Here is a 26,434-nt window from a genome sequence, read left to right as displayed (position 1 = left end):
TCTCAGTCAGTATCACCAATCACATAGATTAATGATACTAAAGTATGAGTAGTATATCTGATTAAAGTTGAATTATCATGGCTCGAAAGAAAACAGTATCTGAGAGTAAGACTTCCACACGATTATTGGAGGGTAAACATCGAGGAACGGAAGGGCGCACCTACTTAAAAAATCCTTCACTGTCAATTGCTAGTACTGTAAATCATTTAGCCCAAGGCAATGATATATTTAATATAGAATATTCAGTAAGCTACACTTCTCTTTATTCAGATAAATTCGGGACCTTTACCGGAAATTACTATCAATTCCAATTAACTTGGAATGAGATTTTTGGCGCCATTGCGCCTACTTTAGCTAATGGTGAAAAGGAAAAGTCGTTGATTGAGCCTTTAAATTTTTTAATTACTAAAGCCTATGAAAGGGAGTATGGGAAGAAAGAAGGATTTACAAACTTCTGTATCCTTAAGGAATCTTTCCATACAATTCTCATACAGATGCGAGCGCTTGGTTTAATAAATGAGGCTAATGAAAAAAGGAAATTTTTAGAAGATGATCAATACTGGAAGCTAACAAAAAAAGGTGATGAGTTAATGTTGAATGTCCGAAGTATAAGAAAGCCATTATAAGACCTAGTTTACTTAAACACGGGGTTAACTCGAGTTCTTTTTTATACCTGCAGTCTTTTCTGGATAAGAGTTGATATTGACATCAATAAACGATATTTGGTTCAACACTTTATACGCGTTATCACAGTTCTTACTCTGGGAAATATGAAAAATCTGCAATTCTAGCCATTATTAACTGGATCTGTTAAGTGTCGTAAAGTAGGCACTGAATGCGACTGAAGGCATTTCCGAGTATAACGTGGCCACCACTAACCCTATTATAATACTTACTGTCAAAACTGTTTCCCATTCTGGTAGCGAAGTAGTTGCCACCATAAGGCTGTTATTTTGGTATCACATAAATCTATTGTAATCCGTGAAGTTACAAAGTACAAAGGTGCGTTTTGCTTGGACAAACAAATAGAATGAGTTTGAACTGCTTAGCATGTTAACGGTCATTTGAACCTACTGCAGCGTATGTCAATTAACAGGTAAGGTACAGCCAAAATGCTGTGCTTATAGAGACATTTAGCAGTAGGATAGGAGCCGAGGTTGTAGTACAGTTTAAAGTTGATGCTGGCTTGTGAAAATGCAACTGAGTGATGTAGTGTTTTAGGTTATTTTGTAAAAAGGGTAAAGAATCCGATATCAGACCTTAAAAATGAGTGCTATAGTTGGATTAAAACAGGAGTATATAAATCTGAAAATTTGTGCCGGAAACCGTGGAAACAGTCTACTCCGTACTGCGGAAATTTGTGATTTCAGGCCTTGATTCACTGGCTTGGAAACTTGCGGTAAAAATAGCTATAGTCCGCTTACGGAAATAGCCACTTTTACCGTAGCAAAGTAATCTAAAAAATATAAGAAGTGCAGAACAAAAAGAGTGGCCGGAAATGCGTGTAACTTTCTGTAACAGGCTTTCCGGCTACGGAAAAATGTTCCGTAACGAAACGTGATCCAGCCTATAGTTTAACTGCCGGAAATTAAATGATTTGGCGGAGTTTTTATAGATCACAAAACATGTTGTTTCGGTAGGGCTACAAAGTGTTTTCCGCGTACGGATTTACCGCTTTTTACCGTACTTTATTCCGTCGCACTTATTTAATGGGTAAGCACATGGTATTTGTAGTATTTTACCATGAGAATAGACAGTGAAATTTTGCGCTGCAGGACGAAGGTTGTATAGTTCATTTTTGAGCCTGGAAGTACGGAACACCGGAACACGCTATTTTTGTCTATTTTCTGGGTTCAAAATATTGTTATAACTAATTGATACGCCGTTATTTAAGCTTGCTATAGTTTCTTGATCTAACAACTTTTCCGTAAGCTTGTTGCGGAAGGTGATTTTGGAGATTCCGTCATTTAGATCTGAAAACTATCGTTTCCGGCGTATTTACGCACGTAAAAACCCCATACTCCGGCCTTTGAATTTCCTGTTTTCAGTATACTAAAAAGTGTGTGTAACTACTTGTGCGCACGCAACTTAGCTTTCCGTAAAATTGTTCGCAAAGCATGTGTTTGAAGTTAAGTTACGGAATTGGTGGATGGGTACCATAAATACTGCTTTTCCGGCCTTGTTTTCTACCTCCGCAACTAGCATTAACACTTCTATAATCGCGCCCGCCTGCGCATCATGTGCGCGTGTATGCGCACACGCGAGATCCGTTTTCAGTTTTTTAGTACTTTCTTTTATGACTACTAACGTCGCTGTTTCTGGCTCATAGACTAGTTCATAAAAATATTTTATCCTGAAATAAAACAAATATTACAAAGTTGTTGTATAGTTAAATCTAAATATTACCTTTGGGTAAAATATAGTATTTAACTGCCCATGAGAGAGGAGACACCACAGCCAGAAACCAGTACAGAAGATTTCGCTTTGCAGCTGGACCTGCAGGAAATGGAGCAACTACCTGAGTTGTATGAAAAGCTTCGCGAGCCGATCTTTTCCTTAAAGCAAACCGGTATAGCGCCCAAGCTTTACGTGGACTGGAAGAAAGCCGGGCTGGCCCCAAAAACGGAAGAGCAGGCCTGGACCAAGCTTTCGTTTCTGGAGTACCTGTGGCTAAAGATGGCCAAAGAACTACGGGAGCTGGGTTTGCCGCTGGCACGGGTAAAAGCGGTACGCGAATACCTGTTCGGTGTGCAGGAGTTTCCAGCAGAAGCCCTGACACCAGAACTGATTGCAAAGCTCCGGGAAGAGTTGATTAAAACGATGCCCCCGAAGCTAGCAGATGCCTGGATAGAAGAATACCTAAGCGGGCAGACACAGGCAGCACAAGCAAACTATGACATACAGTTTTCGCTGCTTGAAACGCTGGTGTATTCGGCATTGTATCGAAAGCAGGAAGCGGGCATCCTGATCTTCCCTTCGGGCGATCTGGCACCGTGGCTGGACGAGATGCAGGGCATGGGTCCTGAAGCGCAAGTGCTGCTGGGTAGAACACATGTGTTTCTGTCCATTACCCAGCACCTGGCTGCTTTTATTTTGGACGAAGACAAAACCGATTATATTCCGCGTTTATCGTTGCTCTCAGAAGAAGAATTGCAGGTCGTGCGAGCCATTCGCAACAAAACCTTTCGGCAGGTCACCATCACCTTTGATGAAAAGCGTCAGATCACGCTGCGCACAACATCAGATGGCCTGCTGGATGAACGCATGTCAAAGCAACTGATCGAAACACTGGCATTGAAGAATTATCAATCCGTGGAGCTCGAAAACCGGGGTGGTTCGAAGCTTAAGTTTACCAAAGAACACCGTCGTAGAATTTAATACCTATTCGCTTACTCTTGCCTGGCACTGATCAGGCAGGAGCCAAGGGTAGCGGTTGACCCGCACTCTAAAGTATAGCCCGCCCTGGTACCGGTTGCCCCGGACTTGTGGCACTGGCAAATACAAAAGTGAAAACCTTAACTAAAAACCAACAACAGAAAAACCAAAGACCAAAGAGTAAACAAAATGTAGAAGGATCTAGCAGCATCAATACCCTTGCTGCAACCGCACAACCTGAAGAGGAACTGCAAAGTGGCTATGATAGCTACTATAAACAGCTCTCAGAAGAAGTAGAAACAATAGAGCGCCATGTACGCGAGCTTAGGCAAACACCGGGGCTGGAAGATTTAACTGAAGACGAAGCCGAAGAACAAATAGATTTTATACTGCGCTTTTCGGCCTGGGTTTTCAACCAGCACTTAGCTGAACAGCTGATAGCAACTATAGATGATGTAGCTGAATTAGGAGTTAAGTCAGCTAAAGTGCAAAAGCCGAAAGGCAAGAGTAACAAAAAAGTAACAGAATCCCTTTCCCGTTAACCCGACAGAACATGAAAAAGCAAACCACCGCAGCCGTGCTTGAAGTAGCTAAGGCTGCACCGAAAGCCAAGAAATCACCTAAATCAGCTAAGTCAACAACTTCAAAAGCTAAAGCTAAAACCAAGGCTGTTGTTAACAAGATGACATCAGTTAAAAAGCCTTCAGCGCTTCGGGCTACTGCAGGGAAAGGGAATGACCTAAGCATCTATGCACGGCCACTGCAGAAGGGCAGCAAGAAAGCCACGCCACGGGGCAAGGTAGCTATCATTTACACACGCGTATCCACCAAAGAGCAGGCCGAGACAAACCAAAGCTTATCCACCCAGTTAGAGCGCTGTACGGCTTATGCCGAGCGCCACGGCTACCAGGTGGTAGGCAAATTCGGTGGCACCTATGAAAGCGCGAAATCTGACGAGCGCAAGGAGTTTCAGAAAATGCTGGAGTTTGTAAAGAAAAGTAAGCTCCGGGTAGGCCACATCATTGTCTACTCGCACGATCGCTTTTCTCGTACCGGCTCTTCGGCCATTGGTATCGTGGATGAATTAGGGCGCATGGGTATCTCGGTAGTAGCTGTCACCCAGCCAGTGGATACCCAGACCGCAGCTGGTAAGTTACAGCAGGGTATCCAATTTCTCTTCTCGCAGTTTGATAATGACCAAAGAAGAGAAAAGTGTATGACGGGCATGGAGGCGCGCGTTAGACGTGGTTTGTGGGTAGGAAAGGTACCGATGGGCTATGATAAAGTAATTGTGGGTAAAGACGTGGTTTTAAAGCCTAACAAGACCGGTAAACTTATTCGCCTGGCTTTTCAGCTGAAAGCTGAACAGGGGTTAAGTAATACCGACATTATTAAGCGCTTGAAAACACAAGGCTTGGTATTATATAACCAAACCATCACCAAACTCTTTAAAAACCCCTTCTACTGCGGTTTGATCTCGCATGGCTTACTGGAAGACGGCGAAGTGGTAGAAGGCCAGCACGAGCCTTTAATCACGCGCCAGCTATTTTTAAAGGTAAATGGCTTGCAGGCCCAGAATGCCCATGGCTACACCCAGGTGAAAGAAGACGAAGAACTGCCCCTACGCCATCACATCAAGTGTGGTAGCTGCCGTAAGCCGCTTACGGGTTACGAGATGAAGAAAAAGCAGATCCATTACTACAAGTGCAATACCCTAGGCTGTAAACTCAATCGTAATGCTAATAAGATGCACAACCTGTACGAAGGCTTTTTATCAGAATTAGAAGTCGATCCCAGGTATTTAGCGAAGCTTGCTGAGATCATGGAAGAGACTTATCGTAAGTTAACCCAAGAAAGTCGCAGCGAAGAGAAGCGATTGACTATGCAGCATACCGAGTTGAAAAAGAAACTGGACATGCTAGAGCGGCGCTACGCTTTTGGGGAAATAGAGAAAGACCTCTTCGTAAAGTTCAGCTCGGAACTGAAAGCCGAGCTGCTGGAAATCGAGCAGAATCTGGAAAAGTGCGCCTCAGGCTTATCGAACCCAAAAGAGTTCATTAAAATGGGCTTGGAAAAAGCGGTAACTGTCTCACAATCATGGAGTAAAGCAACTGTGCAAGGACGTAAACAACTGCAAGCGATGATGTTTCCCGAAGGTGTGTATTTTGACCGTGAAATGGAGGGTTATCGAACCCAACGGGTAAATGGATTTTTCGCCCTTTCCAGCCTCGTGCAGCAGTTTTTAGTGGAAAAAGAAAAAGGGAAAAGCGATCAAAATAATCACTTTTCCCTTTCAGTAGTCCGTAGGGGAATCGAACCCCTGTTGCCAGAATGAAAATCTGAAGTCCTAACCCCTAGACGAACGGACCGTGCTAATGAATTGTGGTGCAAATATAGGGGACTGAAACTAAACTGCAATACTTGCCTCACTAATTTTTTAAAGCACAAGGCTATCTAGTTGTATCTCAGGTAGAAATTTTTGCTACTCCTTCATGGTTGAGCAGCAAAACTCAAAACTATTCACTCTTTAACGAGATAACAGGGTTCGTAAGTGCTGCTTTTATTGCTTGTGTACTCATCGTGAGTAGTGCTATAGTTAATGTAGCCACACCTGCCAGTAAAAATGCACTGTACCCAAGTGAAATCCGGTACGTAAAGTCCTGCAACCATAAGTTCATTAAATAGTAGGCTATCGGAACAGCGATCACGAAGGCAATTAAAACGAGTTTAATAAATTCTTTGGAGAACAGTACGGTGATGTTGAATACGGAGGCACCCAACACTTTTCGGATCCCTACTTCTTTAGTGCGCTGTGCAGCCATAAACGCGACCAGCCCATATAAACCCAAGCAGCCAATAAAAATTGCAATCAGAGAAAATACTTTGAAGAGAGTATTTTGCCTGGCCTCATCCTCATAAAACTCTGCTATAGATTCATCCAGGTATTTATAATTAAATACGTCGTCCGGGTAGACCTTCTCCCAAACTTTTTCCAGGTGCTGCAGCGCTTCTTTCTGTTGGGTCATGTCAATTTTCGCAGAGATTACACTATAAGCTTCCGGGTTTTTTGTCATAATGATCGGCTCAATGGGCGATGCCAGTGATGCCTGATGAAAATCAGCTACCACACCAACTATAGATCCGGCAAATCTTCTGTCACCTAATGATAGGTGTTTACCGATGGCATCTTCCGGTGTTTTGAGGCCGAGCTTGCGACGCATTGTGTCATTGATCACCATGTAATGTATTGAGTCGCCATTCGGATACGCTTTGCCTGCCAGAAACTTCATATCAAACAAACTAAAGTAGTAAGGGTCTACAAACTTTTTGTGTGTCTGAAAATCGGCATCTTTTGCAGCATGATTATAGAAGAAGTTACCGTAGCTGATGTTGCCAGAGGAAGGAGCATCGGAGGCAAAGCTAATTTCCCTGATGGCGGGATTACTTAATAACTCCTGGCGCAGCGGCTGAATTTTATCTCCTGTGCTTTGAGGTAAAAAAACGGTGATTACTGCTTCCTTGTTAAAGCCTAAGGATTTGTTGCGGAAGAAGTTCATTTGCTCATTTACCAAGAGGGTACAAATGATGAGCACCTGGCAAATGGTGAATTGCATAACCACTAACACCTGGCGCAAGGATATGCCGCCAAAACGTTGTACACTCATGCGGCTGCGCAATGCAGTAATGGGTTGGAAACTCGATAAAACAAAGGCAGGGTAAAATCCGGCAAAAAGCGTGACCAGTATCGTTTGAACTAGCAGGAAAAGTAGCAGTACTTTATCATCAAACAAACTGAAAGTTATCTGCAGGTCGAGTAGGGTATTTAGGTAGGGTAAAGCCAGCTCCGTGAGAATAACTGACAGAAAAGTAGCACAAAGTACTATTAAAAGGGTTTCGCATAAAAACTGCACAACCAATTGTGTGCGGCTGCTGCCCATTACTTTGCGTACACCAACTTCTTTGGCGCGTCTGATGGCTTGTGCTGTTGCAAGGTTTATAAAGTTTATACAGGCGGTTAGAAGCAACACAATGCCAACTATAGCCATGGCCCAGATCAGTTCTTTCGTAATAGGAGTCTGAGCGAAAGCTCCATAAAAGTTCGGGTTATAATGAATGTCTTCTAAAGGTTGTAAAGAGTACAAAATACCCTTTTCCGGAATCTCTGACTGCGCATGCTTTCTGACAAACTGGTTAACGTTCGTTTCTGCTGCAGCAACAGGTAATTTTTCAGGTAAAACTACAAATGTCTGATGATCACTTGATAAATTACCCCAATCCGTGGGCAGTGTCTTTCTTATAGTTTCATAAGATACCAGCATCACAAACGGAAACTCTGTGTTACCAGGCATATCAGGCATTACAGAGACCACTTTCAGGTTGTACTGGTTGTTATACCTGATCACTTTTCCAACTACATTTTCGCCGGGGAAAAACTTGTCAGCAAGCGTTTGGGTTAGTATCACCACGTTAGGCTCCGAAAACTGGGACTTCACATCAACAGCACCTGTATTAAAATTAAATACATTGAAGAAGCTTGGCTCAATGAACCCAATGTTTTCTTCAACCAGAAATTTTTTACCGGTAGCTGTACCTTTCGCCGGAATGTTTATTTGTGCGCCTACATCCCCTTTAATCTGAGTTACTTCTTCAAATCCTAAGTTGCTGTTGCTGCGCATGTTTGCAGCTAAGGGGAAATGAGAAGCAGGCGTATTAAAATTCGTTTCCGGAAAGGAGACAACCAGACGGTATATTCTGTCAGCTTTTGTGTGAAACCCATCGTAACTGAGCTGGTACTGGATAACCAGAAAAAGCAGGATGCTACAGGTAATTCCAAGTGCCAGGCCGGCAATGTTCAGGATGCTGTAACTTTTGTTACGGACCAGTGACCGTATAGCTGTAAGAAAATAGATCTTAAACATAGTTTTAGGAATGTGGAGTTATATCAAAAGTCCGTAATGTAAAATCGGTTGTAACCTATAGGCCAAGTGCTGTGCCAAATCTATAAATCCCGATTCCTGCGCATCCAGCAAACTTAGAAGATAAAATACTGTCCGGGCGTGGACACTATTTGTCCGGCAATGGACAGCAGGTACTACTTTTTCCGGTTAATTTCCCATAAATTACGCTTGTATTAGCTTGGCACAATATTTTACTGTAAAGTATAAACTATAACCCACCTGCCATGGAAAATAACCTGGGACGCATACTGGTAATTGACGATAACGAGGATGTGCTTTTCTCTGCTAAAATGCTGCTGCGCAAACATGCCAAAGAAGTGGTGATGGAGAAGAATCCGAAGAAAATTCCATTTCTGCTTACCAACTATGAGTTCGACATCATCCTACTCGATATGAACTATAGCCAGGACATTACCAGCGGGCAGGAAGGTTTTTACTGGCTACAGGAAATCCTGAAATATGATCCGTCGGCGGTAGTGGTGATGATCACCGCGTTTGGCGATGTGGAAATGGCTGTGCGGGCAGTAAAAGAAGGCGCAACCGACTTCGTGCTCAAACCCTGGCAAAACGAAAAATTGATTGCTACGCTTTCGGCAGCCTCAAAACTACGGAGCTCCTATAAAGAAGTATCTCAGCTTAAAGAAATGAACCGGACTCTTACAGCGGAGCTCAACTCAACTTCAGATATCATTACCGGTACCAGCCAGCCCATGCAGCAACTTTTTTCTATTATTGATAAAGTAGCTAAAACAGATGCTGATATTTTACTGCTAGGCGAAAACGGAACCGGCAAGGAAGTGATTGCCCGAACGATACACCAGCGCTCTTCCCGCGCCGATAAAGTATTTGTTACCGTGGATATGGGCGCTGTTACAGAATCCCTGTTCGAGAGTGAATTATTCGGGCACAAAAAAGGCGCTTTTACCGATGCAAAAGAGGACAGGGTTGGTAGGATAGAAGCCGCCAATGGCGGTACGTTGTTCCTGGATGAGATCGGGAATTTATCGCTTGCCATGCAGGCAAAATTACTGACCGTGCTGCAGCGCCGCGAAGTGATTAGAGTTGGGACCAACAAGCCAACCCCCGTTAATGTACGCCTGATCTGTGCTACCAACATGCCATTAAAAGAGATGGTGGCACGAAATGAATTCCGGCAGGATTTGCTTTATCGCATCAATACAGTGGAGCTTAACCTGCCACCGTTACGCAACCGGCTTGATGATATTCCTGTTTTTTCAGAGCATTTCTTAGGGGTCTATGCACGCAAGTACAAACAGCCTTTAAAACGACTTTCCGATAGCGGCCTCGCCAGACTTCGCCTCTATAGTTGGCCGGGTAATGTGCGCGAGTTACAGCATGTACTGGAGCGTGCCTCTATTATGAGTGATAACCGGGAGCTGCAGGCCGATGATTTCTTCTTTTTAGCTGAATCAGAAACTCCAGCAACTATAGCTTTACCCTCAAACGATGCCCGCCGCCTGGACGATCTGGAACGGGAAGCTGTGCAGCGAGCGCTGGAGAAACATGACGGTAATGTCTCAAAGGCTGCAAAAGAATTAGGCCTGTCGCGCGGGGCATTGTACCGAAGACTGGAGAAGTATGAGCTTTAAGAACTACAGGCTTCAGCTGCTGCTGCGTATTCTGTTGCTTACAGCTTCAATTTACGCCCTGGCTATAGTTGGGGTTGACCAGGAGTACAGAGGGACTTTTATCGGGCTGCTCACTTTTATAGTTGCTCAGATCTTACTTCTTATTTATTATCACGAACGCACAAATAGGCAATTTTTACGTTTCCTGAACTCTATAAAATACGACGATTTTACAGAGCAATTTCATGTGACCGGCGAAGGAAAAGTACAAAGCCAGCTTGCTCATGGGTTAAACGATGTGATGCAGAAGTTCCGGGTAGTTCGAGCCGAGAAAGAAGCCCATCTTCATTACTTCGAAGTTATAGTGCAACACATCGGTATCGGCATCATAACCTACAAACCTAACGGAGACATTATGATGCTGAATAATGCTGCCAAAAAGCTGGTACATTTAACACAGGCTAACAACATAAGCGAGTTTGAAAAGGTTAGTCCGGAACTCGCTCTTGGCCTGCAGCAACTTGAACATGGCGACAAGGTGCTGGTCCCGATCCGGAAGGGTGGAGAACAGGCAAACCTGACAGTGCATGTAATGGAGCTTTCGCTGCTCGGCGACCGGATAAGGTTGGCATCTATCCAGAACATTCAGCGTGAGTTGGAAGAGAAGGAGATGGAAGCATGGCACAACCTGATTAAAGTACTCACACATGAGATCATGAACTCCGTAACGCCAATTGCTTCGCTTTCGGCAAGTGCATCCGAAGAGATCAGCAGTTACACTGATACCGAAGCCGATGAGATAACCATACTGCGCGAAGAGCTGGACGATGTAGGGAAATGCCTGCAAACTATAAGTCGCCGTTCTGATAGTTTGATCCGTTTTGTGAACGACTTCCGCAACCTGACCACCATTTCTGTTCCGCAAAAAACAGTATTTAAAGTAGGAGAGCTCCTGCACGAAATAAAGATGCTGATGCGGGAACAACTATCCAGACAACAGGTACAGTTAAAAGTAGAAGTACCATCCGAAGATATTTTGCTCTCTGCTGACCGCGGCATGGTGGAGCAAGTGCTGATAAACCTGGTGAAAAATGCTGTTGAGGCGCTGCACGAAAAATCAGATGCAACTATAAAATTACAGGCCACCCTCGACGACCGTAGCCGTGCCCGGATCATGGTTTGCGATAATGGGCAGGGCCTGACAGAAGAAGCCATGCAAAAGATCTTTATCCCGTTCTATACTACCAAAAAAACCGGTTCTGGTATCGGGCTTAGTCTTTCCCGACAGATTATGCGTCTGCATCAGGGCAATATATCTGTGGATTCTAAACTTGGCGAGGGTACAGCTTTCACTTTAAGTTTCTGAGTTCAAACTATAGCCTGACCATAAGTACAGCCGGGTGCGTATAGGTGTAGTAAGCAACTATACAGTATGAGCAGAACAGTAACTATAAGCGCCGAGCAGCCCAATGGGCTTGTTGCCAATATCCAGATGGGAGACCAGCAGTTTTCGATCGATGAAAGCGGAATTGCTGAAGGAATTGATACCGGACCTACGCCGTACGACTATATTATGAGCGCACTGGGAGCCTGCACTGTTATTACCTTGCACATGTACGCGCAACGCAAACAATGGCCTCTGCAGCGCGCAGAAGTGGTCCTTAGTCATGAACGTGTATATGCTGCCGACTGTGAACAATGCGATGATAAATCAGCCAAAATATCCCAGATAACAAAGAAACTGAAACTGGTTGGGGATCTTACCCAGGAACAACGCCTCCGGTTGGAAATTATCTCTTCTAAATGCCCGGTACAAAAAACACTGCAGGCCGGAATTGTAATACAGACGGAACTGGTGAACGGCTAAGCTATAGTTTGCTACTCTTCCTGATTTCGGTATATTCGTAACGTGTAACCAGGGCGGCTATACTCAAAACTATAGTTGCTTTTCAGCCTATGTCCAGAAGATTTGTATTTGTTCTTTCACTCGTATTTTCACTGTTAACTGGCTGCGTACCTATAGAGGAGCAGGGGCAAAGTGGTACTTCTAACCAGCAGACCCCGATCCGGTACGAAGATTATATTTACAACGAAACTATAAAGTCGGTACAGTTTTACCAGGCAACCGGTGTACCCGACGAAGTGTTGGAACCGGCAGTAACATCGTTGCAGCAGGGAAGGCCGATCTTGCTGGAATTCGACAGGCTGAAAGCAGGGCCGCAGCGTTTGGTAGCAAAACTTATTCATTGCAACTATAACTGGACACCCTCTAACCTTACCGAGACCCAATACCTCAACGACTTTAATGAGTTCTTTATAACGGATGTGCAGAATTCGGTAAATACGCGCGTGCCATATGTGCATTACCGTTTCCGGGTGCCGCGCGTGAAAATGAGTGGTAATTATGTGCTGGAGGTAAGGGAAGAAGGTGGAAACTTGCTACTTACCCGCCGCATGATGGTGTATGAGAACCTTACTGCAGTAACCTCAAAATTAGGTTTACCGGCCGGGCCATCAGGCAGGCAGACAAGGCAGCCGGTTGAATTCAATGTATTTTACCAGGACTATGAACTTATAAACCCGGCTATGGAAGTAAAGGCTGTGCTGCGCCAGAACCATCGCTGGGACAATGCCAAGTTCATTCCTTCACCAACCTTTGTGCGCGACCACCTGAAACGCCTGGAATATGTGTTCTTCGAGCCGAAAGATAATTTTCTGGGCCTGGCTGAGTACCGGCCATTTGATACCCGCAGTGTGCGCTACAATGGCATACGCGTAAGCAGTGTAAACGCAGAAGCAAACCCGATAGAAGTGTTTCTGCAGATAGATAAGAACCGCTCCGGAGAAGTGTACAGCCAGGAACCGGACATTAATGGCAAGATGCTTTTTAATAACCGCGAGTACGGCAACGGCGACGTGAACAGCGACTATACTTGGGTTGATTTTGAACTGAAAGCGTCTGAAGAGCAAACAGGGCAGGTTTATATTCTGGGTGCGCTAACCGACTGGAAAATTTCCTCCGATGCCCGCATGCGCTACAACGCTGAAAAGCAGGTTTACAACGGCAGGTTACTACTAAAACAGGGATACTACAACTATCAATATGTACTACAGCAAAACCAAACGATAGATTATAGTTACTACGAAGGCAGTCACTTCCAGACAGAAAACTCCTACGACATCCTGATCTATTACCGCCCACCAGGCTCACGCGCCGATTTACTGATCGGGTATGAAGAGATCTTGTTTAACAGGAGGAGGTAGGAGTTATACTACATACATAATTCAGATAAGCGTATGTTTACTGCTATACTATAGTTGGTGTGTATTTGAATTTATAGAAATGATAAAAAAGAGCCTCTACTTTATTGCCTTGGCTGGTCTTATTTCCTGTGAACAGCAGGAAAGTAAGTTAGAAACAGAAACTGCAGAGAAAATTGTAGCTGTAGACAGTTCAGAATTAAAAGCTCCAGATAAAGAAGCAAACTGGCTAAATCCACAATACCTAACAGCTGATTTCAACGGTGACGGTCATATAGATACAGCCATTGCAATAATCATCAATAACAAAAAAGGCATCAGAATAAAGCACGGAAACACTAACGAAGAATATATCATAGGTGCTGGAAATGATTTCGGAAATGGTGGTGATGACTTCGATTGGGTAAAGAATTGGAACCTTGTTACAGACAGCATGACCAACGAAGTTACTTTTATGGAAGAAGGTGACATTGACGGAAGCCGCGACGTTAAGCTTGACTACCCAGCCTTTTATATAGGAACGGAAGAAGAAGGTGGCGCTACAGTAGCCTGGAAAGAAGGCAAGTACGTTTGGATACACCAGGCGGACTAAAGAAAAACAAACACCAACAAGGTGCAGCTTTTATGCTCAGCTACGCTTCGCCATCAGCTGCACAAGCACGTTATGTAAAATAAAGTATTCCAATGTCCAACATTAAAAAAGCCTACAACAGTTGGGCAGCACAATACGATACTAACCAAAACCGCACCCGTGATCTGGAAGCACAGGCAATTCGGGAAACACTTGCAACTATAGATTTTGAGCGGGTTCTGGAAATTGGCTGCGGAACTGGTAAGAATACCGTCTGGCTCCAGGAAAATGCTACCCAAGTTACCGCTGTGGATTTTTCGGAAGAGATGCTGGCTAAAGCAAAAGAGAAAATTACTTCTGAGAAGGTGGAGTTTAAACAAGCTTATATAACACGGAGCTGGTCGTTTGTTGATGGAAAATATGATCTGGTAACTTTCAGTCTTGTACTGGAGCATATTGAGCACCTGGACCATATTTTTGAGCAGGTTGCAGATGTTTTATCTACAGGTGGTTATGTTTACATTGGCGAGCTGCACCCATTTAAGCAATATACCGGTTCCAAAGCCCGCTTCGATTCAGATGAAGGCCGCCAGGTGCTGGAATGTTACACCCACCATATTTCAGATTTCACACAAGCCGCCAAACAACACGGTTTTATAGTTGCAGATATCAACGAATTCTTCGACAATAACGATCGCTCGCAGCCTCCCAGAATTTTAACTGTGCTTTTGCAGAAAGTATAGTTATTGTTACAGAACAAGTTCGATTAGTCTGCATGCTGGCTGTAACTATAGAACTATAGATTAGAAATAGGTAATGGCGCAATTGTCCCCTTGAGGGGATTACAGGGGTGTTATTACGGAAACTATAAAACTATAAGATGACTATAGCAAAGGTCTTATCTCACTTCTACCAAGATCCTTTCAGGATGACAGGTGAAGAAGTAGCTATTAAAGCTCCCAGCCTTAGACAACGAGGGGTTAGGGGTGGTTGAATTACGTCAACTATAGGAAATAGTCAACGCTACTACTATGCTTGTCCCTATCGGGCCAGTTGAGTTACAAACTCAACAACATAGTTAGACACGGGTTGCAAACCCGCGCTAGCAAAAATACTGAAGCTTAAACTATAGTAAAAGTCACACCCTAAAAAAACCTGGTTCAGACAAACAAAAAAGGGCACCTATAAAGCTGCCCTTTTCTATCTCTCAAAAGTATAATTTACACGTTGAAACGGAAGTGCATAATATCGCCGTCCTGTACCACGTATTCTTTACCTTCTACAGCCATTTTACCAGCTTCTTTAATCTTGGCTTCTGATTTATACTCCTGGTAATCTTTCAGTTTGATAACCTCGGCGCGGATAAAGCCTTTCTCAAAATCAGTGTGAATTACACCAGCCGCTGCAGGCGCTTTCCAGCCTTTACCAATTGTCCAGGCGCGTACCTCTTTCACACCTGCTGTAAAGTAAGTGATCAGGTTCAGTAAACTATAAGATGCTTTTATCAGCTTGCTTAACCCAGACTCTTTCAGGTTATATTCTGCCAGGAACATTTCCTTTTCTTCTTCGTCAGTAAGCTCTGCGATCTGCGCTTCAATAGAAGCTGAGATCAGAACAACTTCAGCATTTTCAGCTTTCACGTGCTCTTCCAGCGCTTTTGAGAACTGGTTACCTGTGTTTACAGATTCCTCGTCTACGTTAGCGGCATAGATCACCGGTTTGGCTGTAAGTAGATTCAGGTCTTCTACAGCTTCTTTATCTTCCTCAGTTACATCAAGGCTTCTGGCGTTCAGACCAGCCTCCAGGTGGGTCTTATATTTCTCTAAGCTGGCATACTCTTTCTTTGCTTTGGCATCACCAGCTTTTGCAGAGCGCTGTACTTTCAGCAATTTCTTGTCAACAGATTCCAGGTCTTTCAACTGAAGCTCTGTATCTATAATTTCTTTGTCTGAGATCGGGTCTACTTTACCTGCAACGTGCACAATGTTCGGGTCTTCGAAGCAGCGCACTACGTGTATAATCGCATCTACTTCACGTATGTTTGCCAGGAATTTGTTACCCAGACCTTCGCCTTTGCTAGCTCCTTTTACCAATCCGGCGATGTCTACAAACTCAATTACAGTTGGTAACACACGCTCCGGGTGCACTAATTCCTCCAGTATCTGCAGACGCTCATCTGGCACAGTAATTACGCCCACGTTTGGCTCAATGGTACAGAAAGGGTAGTTGGCAGATTCTGCCTTGGCGTTAGAAATAGCGTTAAATAAAGTTGACTTACCTACGTTTGGCAAGCCCACGATGCCGCATCTTAATCCCATGTATCTTTAGTTCTTAATTTCAGGCTGCAAAGATACGATTTTTTGTGGATTGATTTATAGTTGATATTAAAGCTCCTTCCCCTGTTTTCAGGGTAAGGTTGGGAAGGGGTATAATTGTAACGATAGAACTATAGTTTAGAAATAGGTAAAAGCAGAATTCTCCTTGGAGGAAATATAGGGGTGTTAAAACGGTAGCTATAGAACTGCAACTCAAACAATAACTATAGCCGAAATTCCCCTCTCGGGAGGGGCAGGGTTGGGTTAAAACCGCAACTATAAAACTATAAAATAATCCATAGCAAAGGTATTACTTACCATCTACCAAGATCCTTTCAGGATGACATATGGAGAAGTAGCGGCAGAAAGCTCCCCGCCTTAGACAAGGAGGGGATAAAGGGGGGACTACGCCCAACTATAGAACTATAGGCAGCACACCTACTTTTGCCTGTCCCTGCCGGGCCAGTTGAATTACAAACTCAACACCATTCTAAGACACGGGTTGCAAACCCGTGCCAGCGAAAAAGAGCAACTATAGAATTATGACCTCACCTATATCAAATCCCCATCCTGAAAATCCATTAATCCTGTAAATCCTGATTCATATTAAAAACAAAAGAGCCTGTAGCGTTAACTACAGGCTCTTTCAGTATGTTATAAAGCAGTAGAGAGGGTTACTCCCACTTCAGTTCTTCGTCAAAAGTTGCGTCAGCAGTTACTGCTACAGGCTCCGTTGATTCTATCGTTTCAGATGCCTCCAGAGCAGCAAGCGCTTCCTCGGTAAGCAGCTCAGATTTAACGTGTTCAATTGTTCCCTGCAGGGCTTCCATAAATTTCACAAAGTCTTCTTTATAAAGGAAGATCTTGTGTTTCTCGTAGGAGAAAGTCTCATCTTTGAACTTTCTTTTGCTCTCTGTGATGGTCACATAGAAGTCGTTTGAGCGAGTTGATTTCACATCAAAGAAATACGTTCTCTTCCCGGCTCTTACTCTTTGGGAATAAATTTCTGCTTTTTCGTTGTTCTCTTCCACCGTTTATAAGACGTTACGTTCAACTTAATGAACCTAAAAGTAACATATTGTTCTGATATATAAAAATATTTGAATTTAAAATTGAAGTTAAATTTTTGTCTTATATTTGGCCCCGGACCAAAATAGTAAATCATGAATTTATGTTCACTTTTACTAGTATTCCTTCTCTCTTTTTCATCGGGTAACACAACCTATATAGCTAACGGTAAGGCTTCTTACTACGCCGACCGTATGCAGGGGCAGCGCACCGCCAGCGGCGAACGCTACGACAAAACGCAGTTGACTGCCGCACATTCTTCGCTTCCTTTTAATACTTTGGTAGAAGTCACAAACCAGGCAAACGGTAAATCTGTTATAGTTAAGATTAATGACCGCATGCCGAAAGGTAGCCGCATTATTGATCTCTCCAGAGCCGCGGCCAGAGAAATTGATATGATTCGTGCCGGGGTTGGTGTAGTAACTATAAAAGAAGTAATTCCGGAAGAAAAGCAACAAGCCGTTCCCTTTGTCGTTTCAGAAGCTAAAACCGACAACTCAAAATAGCATGTAGCCCATGAAGCAGCCCATCACTCTTGCCGATGTTCAGAAGTTCGAGAACATGGAGTTTCTGGCAAAGCAGTTGGTGGAAGGCTTTATTACCGGGCTGCATCAATCTCCTTATCACGGTTTTTCAGTCGAGTTTTCGGAACATCGTCTCTACAACAGCGGGGAAAGCACCCGCCATATCGACTGGAAAGTTTTTGCCCGCACCGATAAGCTTTTTGTAAAGCGCTACGAAGAAGAAACCAACCTGCGCTGCCATCTATTGCTGGATGTTTCGCCGTCGATGTACTACCCAGTTGATGCGCACGGAAAGATAAAATTCAGTATACTTTGTGCAGCAGCCATTGCCACACTTTTGCGCAAACAGCGCGATGCGGTAGGCTTGGTTACTTTCGCCGATACCATCCAGTTGCAGACACCGGTTCGCTCCACAGCATCACATTTGCACACACTTTTACTGCTTCTGCAACAGCAATTAGATGCCACGCCTGCACGTTCCGGCACCGAAGTTCCGGGAGTCATTCACCAGATCGCACAGCAGATTCCGAAACGTTCGCTGGTAATTATTTTCAGTGATATGCTGGGCCGCAACGAAGATATGGATACAACCTTTTCTGCGCTACAGCATCTGAAGCACCAGAAACATGAAGTCCTGATCTTCCATGTGATGGACCGCAAAACCGAAGATGAGTTTGACTTTGCCGAGCGGCCTTACATTTTTGTTGATGTGGAGACTGGGCAGGAGTTGAAGTTGCAGCCATCGCAGGTGCGCGACAACTATAAAGCTGCTGTAGAGAACTATAAACGCGAACTTGCGCTAAAGTGCGGCCAGTATAAAATTGATTTCGTACCCGTTGATATCAGTGAGCCATTCGATAAGGTATTGTATAGTTACCTGGTAAAACGGGCGAAGGTGCGTTAACTAAAACAGTTTTCGCGTTACTGGTCAAGCGCCAATCTATAGTTAAGCTATAGCTGATCGAGCTGAAATTCCATCGTATAGTCAGCATACTCCGGTTGTGTTATGCCAATGGCATAAGACAGGTTTTCAGGTGTTGTATAACGTGTCCTGTACGCATGGTCAATTTTTGTGTTCATTAAGGCATCTTTGCAGGGTTTCGCTCTAATGTTCAGTACTTTATCCCCGTACTTAATTTGCCCTGTTTTTTCGTCAAGTAAAGTTGTAAACCAGCTCCGGTTGCTTTTTCCCCAGCTTCTGGCAAAAATCCGCCCGTCCACGTTTACCATCCAGATATTCAGAAAAGTTGTTCTGTCTTTTCCTGCCTTAATGCCGGTAAGTGTATGGTTATCCAGATGTTGATAGAAATCTGTAGGGAAACTGTTGGTTTGTATGTTCATGGGTTAATATATTGGTAACGGTTCAGGTATTGCTGAAGGTAGGGTTTTAATATTCTTGAAGTTAAAAAACTTATTGAGTTTGCCATTTGTTTATTCGGCACATAGTATTTCGTTAGCCCTGCTTTTAGTAATACCATGTTGCCTGTAGTTTTTCTATTTTGGTCTAATAAAATGTAGCTTATTATCCTCAGCTTCAGGTTTACTCAAATAAGTGTCGGCATTTTTCAGTATCAATTCCAACTCTGCTATCAACGGATTGATTTCAAACTATAGTTTTAATGCGCTCAACTTACTTCGGCATATTGTTCAGCGATTGCCACAGGTACTTGCTGGCGATAGTGCGGTAAGGTCGCCAGTTCTCAGCTATCTGTTGCATGCGCTGGCGCAATGGTTTACCGGTTTCTTCCAGACTATAGTGTCGCTTCATGGCATTCTGTATTCCCAGATCATCTACCGGAAAAACATCCGGGCGCTCCAGAGCAAACATCAGCAGCATTTCAACGGTCCAGCGGCCTACGCCCTTTATCTGGGTCAGGTGCATTATCAGCGATTCATCTTCGAGAGCGTCTATGGTGGCATGTTCTAACTTCCCTTCCGCAGCAAAAGCCGCCACATTACGTACATAGCCAATCTTTTGGAAAGACAAACCTACACTACGCAGCATTTCATCGGTGGCAGCAAGTACAAGCTCGGGGTGTGGGTAATTTTCCGGGAAAAACTCTGTGAAACGCTTGAATATAGTGGCTGCTGCCTTGGTTGAAAGCTGCTGCGAAACAATAGCACTTAGCAATTTAAAGTATAAGTCTTCAGATTTTGAAGATGCGAGGGGCCGGCCTTGTTCTATGATAGTTGCCAGTACCAGGTCTTTACTAAGGATAGCCATTACCACTGAAGAAGGATAGGCAGGGGTGGGATGATTCATAGTTTTATAGTTAGGAAAAGAAAATGTTATCTCGACGAAAGGAGAGATCTATCTAAGAAGCTTTTGTAATCGAAATAGATTTCTCTCTTTGTTCGAGATGACATAAGAAAGTTAAGAGAAGTAATGTCAGGCTCCCCTCCTTGGACTACCGAGAAGAGATTTCGAAGGTAGCGAGCGCAGCTCTGAGGGGTAGGGGTAGTTTGATTTTACAGCGTCTTCAGCACTTTCAGGGTATGCTCCTGCATTTCATCGGTCACATCCAGGTGCGTCACAAAGCGGATCATCTGAGGGCCGAAAGCGGAAGCGCGGATATTCTGCTCAGCCAATGTATTTATAAAAGCAGCATCATTGTACTTCTGGTTAAGCTTAAAGATGACAATGTTGGTTTCTACAGGTAACACGCTTTCTACATAGTTCATCTGCAACAGCACTTCTTCCATTTGTTTGGCTTTGCGGTGGTCTTCCTTCAGGCGGTCAATGTTGTTATCCAGTGCGTAGATACACGCTGCTGCCAGGTAACCCGCTTGGCGCATGCCCCCGCCAAACACTTTGCGCACACGGCGACTTTGCTTAATAAAAGCTTTACTGCCCAGTAAAACAGAACCAACGGGAGCCCCCAAGCCTTTACTCAGACAAACCGAAATGCTGTCGAAGTACAAACCGTAGTCTTTTGAATCTTCACCGGAGGCTACCAGGGCATTAAATACACGTGCGCCATCCAGGTGAAGGGCCAGGTTGTTGCGCTTGCAAACTTCCGAGATGGCCGCAATCTCTTTTATAGTGTAGTAAGATCCACCACCTTTGTTACAGGTGTTCTCCAGGGCAACCAGCTTCGTGATCGGGTGATGCAGGTTATCGGGCCGTATGTTTCCTTCAACCTGTTCAGGTGTCATTTTGCCACGTTCACCGTTCACCAGCGCTACTGATGCATAGGAGTTTGAGGCAATACCACCACCTTCGTACTGGTAAATGTGCGCCGTCGTGTCACAGATTACCTCGGTTAGCGGACCGGTGTGCACTTTTATAGCGATCTGGTTGGTCATGGTGCCTGAAGGGCAGAATAAGCCGGCTTCCATGCCAAATAGGGCAGCAGCTTTGGCTTCCAGGGCATTTATAGTTGGGTCTTCCTCGTACACGTCGTCGCCAACCTGGGCAGCAAACATGGCCTGCAGCATTTCGGGAGTCGGTTTTGTAACGGTATCGGAACGAAGATCTGTTATCTCTATCATAAGGTTTGTATAGGTAATACTGAATTTGATGTAGTAAATGCTTTACTTTGTAAAAATAATAACTTACTTTTGCCCTTCAAATTTAAATTTTGCAACGATGGGAGTTACTAGACTTAAAAGAAAAGACCGTAAAAATAAGGCAAGAGCAAACAACAAGGTTGCCAGAATTAAGCAGCTGTTGTTAACACCAGTTATCAAGAATGTTGACATGGACGAGCTACGTGCTCAGTTCGGTGAAGCTCCAAAAAATAAGAAAGAAGAAGCTTCTGCTGAGTAGTCTTTTTACGGCAAAGTAAAACCATCTGCCTGCCAACGCTGTGAAAGCTTCGGGTGGCGGGTTTACGAAAGACTTCAAAGTGTGCTTGCACCGCAGGCACGCTTTTTTTTATGCTCTTTTGCCAAGCTCTATCACCTGCAGATTCTCCACTTTGCCGTTGTTCACATCAAAACGCATCATAGTGCGCATTGTATGGAAGCCATGTTTGCCAGCCGCGCCTGGATTAAGGTGAAGTAAGTTGTTCAGGCTTTTGTCCGGCATTACTTTCAATATATGCGAGTGGCCAGTAATGTATAGTTGCGGCGGATTTGCTTTAATCTCGTTCCTGACATCAGGGTGATACTTTCCCGGATAACCACCTATATGCGTCATCATCACATCCAGTCCTTCCACTATAAACCGATTTACCTTCGGGTGTACTTGTCTTATAATAGCATCATCAATATTGCCATACACGCCCCGCAACGGCGCAATCTCGTTCAGCCTGTCTGATACTTCTATACTTCCAAAGTCACCTGCATGCCATATCTCATCACAGCCCGTAAGTAGCCGGATTATCTGATCGTCGAGGTAAGAGTGGGTATCGGAGAGAAGGCCTATTTTCATGATTATACTTTTTGTGAAGTTAGGGTTTACGGATGATTTTGGGAAAGTATAGTGCAAGTTTGTGGTTTCTCTTATGTCATTTTGAGTGTTAACGAGAAATCTATCTCAGCTTATAGTTGACTGCCCTACTACTTGAACCAAGCCCTTTCTTTCATAGCTGCTTCTACTCTTGGGAGCTCTAGGTACCTACAGTGTTATAGTTAGCTTTGGTGCCCTCACGGCCGGGAGGCCCCGTCTTCGGGCATCGCGCTGCTGCTTTCTTGCTACCCTCGCTCTGCTCGGGCTGCCTCACGGCACCGCAATAAATCAAAGGCGCTCAACCCAAAGACTGTGATCTTTCCCATAGTTACCAGCGTTTATAGTTTGAACTTCTCGCTTCGAGATTGATCGTGGTGGTAATTCTAAAGGGACAGGTAAACCTGCCCTCACTTGATTTAAAACTATAGCTAAACTCCTTCCCCTGTTTTTAGGGGAAGGTGGGGAAGGGGTAAAACTGTAACTATAAAACCACAACTTAAACTAAAGCACTATCAGAATTATCCCCTTGAGGGGACTACAGGGGTGTTAAGACTTCAACTATAAAACGATAAGCACTGACTATAGCAATAGCCGAAATTCCCCTCTTGGGAGGGGTAGGGGTGGGTTAGGACGTGAACTATAAAACCAGAACGGAAAGTATAGTAGTGAAAAGCTCCCCGCCTTAGAAAAGGAGGGGCTGGGGGTGGTTGGATCTCGCCAACTATAAGACTATAGCCAGGACCACTACTTTTACCTGTCCCTGTCGGGTCAGTTGAGTCAGGAGACTCAACACCATAGTTAGACACGGGTTACAAACCCGCGCCAGCGGAGAAGCAGTAACTATAAAAGCCCAATCCTGAAAATCCTTTAATCCTGTAAACCCCACTTCAGACAAAACAAAAAGGAGACAGAACCTAAACTCCATCTCCTTCCTTATTCATTACTAATTATTCATTAATCTTTAATTCCCCCACGTTTCAGGAGATTTACGCCATTCAGCCAGCGCTTCCATCGCTGATTCCTGGATGTAACCATTGGCTACGGCCGCTTCCGTTAAAGCGCTATAGTTGCTCAGGCAATGTAACGTGATGCCAGCTTCTCGGAAGTTCTCATCAGCCAGGGCAAAACCGTAGGTAAAGATGGCCACCATACCAACCACTTCGCCGCCAGCGGCACGCACAGCTTCTGCAGATTTTAAAGAGCTGCCACCTGTCGAGATCAGGTCCTCTACTAGCACCACTTTTTGGCCCGGAATCAGTTTGCCTTCTATCTGGTTGCCCATGCCATGTTTCTTAGGCTCAGGGCGTACATACAGGAAAGGCATCTCTAAAAGGTCGGCTACCAGAGCGCCCTGTGCTATACCTGCAGTGGCTACGCCGGCAATGGCTTCTGCTTCCGGGAAGTTATTTTTGATCTGTTCCGCTAGCTGTTGTTTGATAAAGCTGCGTATATGCGGAAAAGAAAGGGTAACACGGTTGTCGCAGTAGATGGGCGAGTTCCAGCCAGAGCTCCACTTAAAGGGCTTTTCTGGGCTTAACTTAACGGCTTCTGTTTCCAGCAGGAAAGAAGCAACCTGGTGTGCTGTCGTCGTAGTATCCATGAGCCGAAATTACAGAAATATTTGCCTTTTTATGGCCCTGTAGTTTCTTTAAATTGATTTATTTATTCATTTGTGTAACTTTCACACGAATTAAGAGCACCTACCGCATGAACGTTTTCATTAACGATATTCCGCTTATACTTAAAAGGTCGAACGAAAAAGTATACAGGCACCATTACGACCTGGTACTGGATGCCGATGACCATTTTACATCAAAAGACCTGGTAGGGGACGTACTGATTAAAGATGCCGACCTGATACTGATAGACCGCCTGGTGCGCCTGATGGAGGTGAAAAAGCTTAAAAAACTGAATTCGCTAACACTTGTTACCAATAAAAAGAAACGCCTGATCGAGCACCTGAAGGATCAGTTTAAAATAGTAAAAGCTGCCGGCGGATTGGTTATAAAAGATGGAAAGCTACTGATGATCTACCGGTTGGGTGTTTGGGATCTGCCAAAAGGAAAGCTCAATAAGAAAGAAGGTGCTAAGGAAGGCGCTCTACGCGAAGTAGAAGAAGAGTGCAATATATCCGTCGAATTGCTTGAAAAGCTGCCTAAAACCTGGCATTCATATGCTTTTAAGGGCAAGAAAATACTCAAGAAAACATCGTGGTACGTGATGAGCTGCTCGGATGACAGCCTGATGAAGCCGCAAGCCGAGGAGTTTATTGAAGAAGTACGCTGGATGACTCCGGAAGAAGCGCTTGAAGTGTTACCAAAAGCCTATACGTCAATTGCCTTTATTGTGCGCCACTACCTGCAATCGCTGAAGTCGGGAAAGGTATAAAATCGGCTACATCGCCGCCAAACCGGTGAATTTCGCGGATAATAGAGGAACTGATCGCGGCCAGAGGTGGCGACGTGATCAGGAAAACTGTTTCCAGGTCGGTGTTTACGTGGCGATTTGCCTGCGCAATGGTGTTTTCGTACTCAAAGTCAGTGGTATTGCGTAAACCGCGCAGTAGAAACTGTGCACCAACTTCGCGGGCATATTCTGCTGTTAGTCCTTTGAAAGCCGCTACTGATACTTTGGGTTCATCTTTAAACAAGCCTTCAATAATCTCCACCATGTGCTCAACGGGTATATAACGCTGCTTGCTGCTGTTATTCCCGATGGCTATGATGATCTCATCAAACAACCGTGTACCGCGCATCACCACATCCAGGTGTCCGTTTGTGAATGGATCAAAAGAACCGGGGAATAAAGCGATGCGTTTCATGTGGTTGAGATGTGATTTAGTGGATTTACTCTTTAAAAGATTTATAGTTTACTACCTAAAGTAGATTCAGATTTCTCCTTACGTCGAAATGACAATACTAGAGTGTCCCTATTCACAAAGATGTAAACTATAGAGCTCGAAGTAACGGTGCTCGAACAGGTCGTCGAATTTGTAGGAGTAGCCGATGTCTTGTGGTTTCTTTCCGAATTTAACCTGGCGGATATACTTCTGCATGATTGTGAACAGCGTAGCATCGTGCGTAATGTCGCCCCATACGGTAATGGTTTCCTGCTCCGGGTTCATTTTCTGTTCCTGCATCACAAAGATGATGTAATAAATAAAATCTTCGGGGCTATGGTACTGGAAAATGTTGCAGAACTGAAGTCCGTGGGCATCTACTACCAGTATCGTTACAAAACTTCGCTCTACAAACACAGACATGCTACGTGCAGCACTTCGGCCGGTTTGGTGCAGTATACTTTTGATAAGCGAGCTTGTCTGGTGTACGAACTGAATTTCGCGCTCCGGGAAAATCTCCTGTATAGTAGCACGAAGCACGCGCTCTACAGCAAATATGTTAACTGCCTCCAGGCTGCTGTGGTGGTAGGAGAGCACATCGTCCAGTTGCGGATTCAGGTTGCTGTGCAGGCGCAGGTAATCCTGTTGGTGCGCCGGGTCGAAAAGTGTTTCGGGTACAAGTGTAAAATGCTGGTTGCTTACAGCTACACGTATCGTTTTCCAGTTCTGTTCCTGCAATAATGGGTTTTCTTGGGCAATCAGTTGTAACTGTTCAGCTACCTGTGCCGGCGTGAAAACTGTGATCAGCTCGTAATCTTCCAGTACCACAAATTTATTGCGCTCCACATCAGCCACGGCTAATCGTATACTTTTCTGGGAGACAGATAAGTATAAATTACAGTTGCTGGCAGCAGAAAGCGCAAATGCTTCGTCCTGAATTTTGTTCGATAGCCGGAAGTTGGTGCTGGTCGTGTTCAAAGTATAATACTGGTGAGTGAGTGCCTGTTTATAGCGCTATGCAAGTATAAAAAAAATATAGCATTTCTACTTCACGAAATGATGGGGCAGACTCATCAGGTCGTTGAAAGAGTATAAGTGGTGCAGAATGCTGTGTTTATCAGGCAAGGGTATTTCCCGCACTTCGTGCTTTGTTTTCCAGGTTACTTCCTCTATCAGCTGCCTATCAGGCGCAGCTTCCGGGTCAATGCCTTTAGTTATAGTTCCACCAACAGGTTTTACTTCAAAAAACAGCTCTACGGCTTGCAGAGGCGGCTGCAGAAATTCATTCACAAACAGGAAACGGATCACTTCCACTTCCAGGCCGGTTTCTTCCTGCACTTCACGTTTCAGGCAATCGGCAATGCTTTCGCCAAACTGCAACCCACCACCCGGCGGCGCCCAGAAAGCTTTGTTCTTTATAGTTGACTGGTGGCGAACCAACAGCATTTTATCATCCTGTATGCAGATACCGCACACCCGCACGCGAACTTTATCGGCATAGGCAGCAGCATTTGGGTTTAAAACTGACATAGTTTGTTTAG

At 44.4% G+C, this 26,434-nt stretch carries 25 protein-coding genes and 1 tRNA gene; 14 read left to right on the top strand and 12 right to left on the bottom strand.

The window, feature by feature from the left end:
* Nucleotides 1-77 precede the first annotated feature (77 nt).
* The 4 genes from KYK27_RS07790 (at nucleotide 78) to KYK27_RS18575 (ending at nucleotide 5,710) form a co-directional block, all read left to right on the top strand.
* Entirely contained in the window at nucleotides 78-626 is a 549-nt protein-coding gene (locus tag KYK27_RS07790) for a hypothetical protein (RefSeq protein WP_199109474.1), read from the top strand.
* A gap of 1,810 nt (nucleotides 627-2,436) precedes the next feature.
* On the top strand, nucleotides 2,437-3,378 hold the full coding sequence (locus tag KYK27_RS07785; protein ID WP_199109473.1) for a hypothetical protein: 942 nt from the start codon (nucleotides 2,437-2,439) through the stop codon (nucleotides 3,376-3,378).
* A 128-nt stretch (nucleotides 3,379-3,506) separates the two neighbouring features.
* Nucleotides 3,507-3,917: a hypothetical protein gene (locus KYK27_RS07780; RefSeq protein WP_199109472.1), complete on the top strand. Its 411-nt coding sequence runs from the start codon at nucleotides 3,507-3,509 to the stop codon at nucleotides 3,915-3,917.
* Between the two features lie 11 nt (nucleotides 3,918-3,928).
* Entirely contained in the window at nucleotides 3,929-5,710 is a 1,782-nt protein-coding gene (locus tag KYK27_RS18575) for a recombinase family protein (RefSeq protein WP_370583648.1), read from the top strand.
* Here KYK27_RS18575 and KYK27_RS07765 read toward each other — a convergent pair.
* Nucleotides 5,673-5,744 (bottom strand) — tRNA-Glu (locus KYK27_RS07765). The two genes, KYK27_RS18575 and KYK27_RS07765, sit on opposite strands and share 38 nt — an antisense overlap.
* Before the next feature lie 147 nt (nucleotides 5,745-5,891).
* Nucleotides 5,892-8,294 (bottom strand): ABC transporter permease, encoded by a 2,403-nt coding sequence (locus KYK27_RS07760; protein ID WP_199109470.1) that lies wholly within the window; start codon nucleotides 8,292-8,294, stop codon nucleotides 5,892-5,894.
* A gap of 263 nt (nucleotides 8,295-8,557) precedes the next feature.
* Here KYK27_RS07760 and KYK27_RS07755 point away from each other — a divergent pair, with 263 nt between their 5' ends.
* The 6 genes from KYK27_RS07755 (at nucleotide 8,558) to KYK27_RS07730 (ending at nucleotide 14,497) form a co-directional block, all read left to right on the top strand.
* Nucleotides 8,558-9,943 (top strand): sigma-54-dependent transcriptional regulator, encoded by a 1,386-nt coding sequence (locus KYK27_RS07755; protein WP_199109469.1) that lies wholly within the window; start codon nucleotides 8,558-8,560, stop codon nucleotides 9,941-9,943.
* Complete coding sequence (locus KYK27_RS07750) at nucleotides 9,933-11,288, top strand: sensor histidine kinase (protein WP_199109468.1); 1,356 nt, start codon at nucleotides 9,933-9,935, stop codon at nucleotides 11,286-11,288. Before KYK27_RS07755 ends, KYK27_RS07750 begins: the two co-directional genes overlap by 11 nt.
* Nucleotides 11,289-11,354: 66 nt before the next feature.
* A complete protein-coding gene (locus KYK27_RS07745) occupies nucleotides 11,355-11,789 on the top strand; it encodes an OsmC family protein (RefSeq protein ID WP_199109467.1) in 435 nt (144 codons plus the stop codon).
* An 89-nt stretch (nucleotides 11,790-11,878) separates the two neighbouring features.
* Entirely contained in the window at nucleotides 11,879-13,186 is a 1,308-nt protein-coding gene (locus KYK27_RS07740) for a DUF5103 domain-containing protein (RefSeq protein ID WP_199109466.1), read from the top strand.
* Nucleotides 13,187-13,265: 79 nt separating this feature from the next.
* Nucleotides 13,266-13,775, top strand: coding sequence for a hypothetical protein (locus KYK27_RS07735; RefSeq protein ID WP_199109465.1), 510 nt, complete (start codon nucleotides 13,266-13,268; stop codon nucleotides 13,773-13,775).
* 92 nt (nucleotides 13,776-13,867) lie between these two features.
* Nucleotides 13,868-14,497 (top strand): class I SAM-dependent methyltransferase, encoded by a 630-nt coding sequence (locus KYK27_RS07730; protein ID WP_199109464.1) that lies wholly within the window; start codon nucleotides 13,868-13,870, stop codon nucleotides 14,495-14,497.
* Nucleotides 14,498-14,974: 477 nt separating this feature from the next.
* Here the strand turns inward: KYK27_RS07730 and ychF are convergent, their stop codons facing one another.
* Together ychF and KYK27_RS07720 are read right to left on the bottom strand one after the other, a co-directional pair.
* Entirely contained in the window at nucleotides 14,975-16,072 is a 1,098-nt protein-coding gene (gene ychF / locus KYK27_RS07725) for a redox-regulated ATPase YchF (RefSeq protein ID WP_199109463.1), read from the bottom strand.
* A 671-nt stretch (nucleotides 16,073-16,743) separates the two neighbouring features.
* On the bottom strand, nucleotides 16,744-17,100 hold the full coding sequence (locus tag KYK27_RS07720; RefSeq protein WP_199109462.1) for a DUF3276 family protein: 357 nt from the start codon (nucleotides 17,098-17,100) through the stop codon (nucleotides 16,744-16,746).
* A 132-nt stretch (nucleotides 17,101-17,232) separates the two neighbouring features.
* Between KYK27_RS07720 and KYK27_RS07715 the strand changes: the two genes are divergently transcribed.
* Both KYK27_RS07715 and KYK27_RS07710 read left to right on the top strand, forming a co-directional pair.
* Nucleotides 17,233-17,643 carry a septal ring lytic transglycosylase RlpA family protein gene (locus tag KYK27_RS07715; protein ID WP_199109461.1) on the top strand — a complete coding sequence of 137 codons (411 nt, stop codon included), beginning with the start codon at nucleotides 17,233-17,235 and terminating at the stop codon, nucleotides 17,641-17,643.
* Between the two features lie 10 nt (nucleotides 17,644-17,653).
* Nucleotides 17,654-18,565 (top strand): DUF58 domain-containing protein, encoded by a 912-nt coding sequence (locus KYK27_RS07710; protein WP_199109460.1) that lies wholly within the window; start codon nucleotides 17,654-17,656, stop codon nucleotides 18,563-18,565.
* A gap of 47 nt (nucleotides 18,566-18,612) precedes the next feature.
* On the opposite strand, the gene KYK27_RS07705 is transcribed toward KYK27_RS07710, so the two are convergent.
* The 3 genes from KYK27_RS07705 to KYK27_RS07695 form a co-directional block, all read right to left on the bottom strand.
* Nucleotides 18,613-19,002, bottom strand: a complete 390-nt coding sequence (locus KYK27_RS07705; RefSeq protein WP_199109459.1) for a DUF2255 family protein — start codon at nucleotides 19,000-19,002, stop codon at nucleotides 18,613-18,615.
* Nucleotides 19,003-19,291: 289 nt separating this feature from the next.
* A complete protein-coding gene (locus KYK27_RS07700; protein WP_199109458.1) occupies nucleotides 19,292-19,924 on the bottom strand; it encodes a DNA-3-methyladenine glycosylase family protein in 633 nt (210 codons plus the stop codon).
* Nucleotides 19,925-20,130: 206 nt separating this feature from the next.
* Complete coding sequence (locus tag KYK27_RS07695; RefSeq protein ID WP_199109457.1) at nucleotides 20,131-21,153, bottom strand: threonine aldolase family protein; 1,023 nt, start codon at nucleotides 21,151-21,153, stop codon at nucleotides 20,131-20,133.
* Nucleotides 21,154-21,190: 37 nt separating this feature from the next.
* On the opposite strand from KYK27_RS07695, the gene KYK27_RS07690 reads away from it, so the two are divergent.
* Entirely contained in the window at nucleotides 21,191-21,430 is a 240-nt protein-coding gene (locus tag KYK27_RS07690; protein ID WP_317195901.1) for a hypothetical protein, read from the top strand.
* Nucleotides 21,431-21,538: 108 nt separating this feature from the next.
* Here KYK27_RS07690 and KYK27_RS07685 read toward each other — a convergent pair whose 3' ends face one another.
* Nucleotides 21,539-22,036: a metallophosphoesterase family protein gene (locus tag KYK27_RS07685; RefSeq protein WP_199109456.1), complete on the bottom strand. Its 498-nt coding sequence runs from the start codon at nucleotides 22,034-22,036 to the stop codon at nucleotides 21,539-21,541.
* Nucleotides 22,037-23,015: 979 nt separating this feature from the next.
* On the bottom strand, nucleotides 23,016-23,654 hold the full coding sequence (pyrE, locus tag KYK27_RS07680; protein ID WP_199109455.1) for an orotate phosphoribosyltransferase: 639 nt from the start codon (nucleotides 23,652-23,654) through the stop codon (nucleotides 23,016-23,018).
* A 107-nt stretch (nucleotides 23,655-23,761) separates the two neighbouring features.
* Here pyrE and KYK27_RS07675 point away from each other — a divergent pair, with 107 nt between their 5' ends.
* Complete coding sequence (locus KYK27_RS07675) at nucleotides 23,762-24,442, top strand: NUDIX hydrolase (protein ID WP_199109454.1); 681 nt, start codon at nucleotides 23,762-23,764, stop codon at nucleotides 24,440-24,442.
* On the opposite strand, the gene coaD is transcribed toward KYK27_RS07675, so the two are convergent.
* The 3 genes from coaD to KYK27_RS07660 form a co-directional block, all read right to left on the bottom strand.
* The gene (gene coaD / locus KYK27_RS07670) at nucleotides 24,396-24,875 is read right to left on the bottom strand and encodes a pantetheine-phosphate adenylyltransferase (protein WP_199109453.1); all 480 of its coding nucleotides are present in this window, start codon (nucleotides 24,873-24,875) and stop codon (nucleotides 24,396-24,398) included. The genes KYK27_RS07675 and coaD overlap by 47 nt on opposite strands.
* Nucleotides 24,876-24,983: 108 nt before the next feature.
* A complete protein-coding gene (locus KYK27_RS07665) occupies nucleotides 24,984-25,871 on the bottom strand; it encodes a DUF3822 family protein (protein WP_199109452.1) in 888 nt (295 codons plus the stop codon).
* 66 nt (nucleotides 25,872-25,937) lie between these two features.
* The gene (locus KYK27_RS07660; protein WP_199109451.1) at nucleotides 25,938-26,423 is read right to left on the bottom strand and encodes an NUDIX domain-containing protein; all 486 of its coding nucleotides are present in this window, start codon (nucleotides 26,421-26,423) and stop codon (nucleotides 25,938-25,940) included.
* Between the last annotated feature and the right edge of the window lie 11 nt (nucleotides 26,424-26,434).

This window comes from Pontibacter populi, from assembly GCF_019336435.1.
In the GTDB taxonomy this organism is placed as follows: domain Bacteria; phylum Bacteroidota; class Bacteroidia; order Cytophagales; family Hymenobacteraceae; genus Pontibacter; species Pontibacter humidus.
This window is presented reverse-complemented; position numbering and strand designations above follow the sequence as displayed.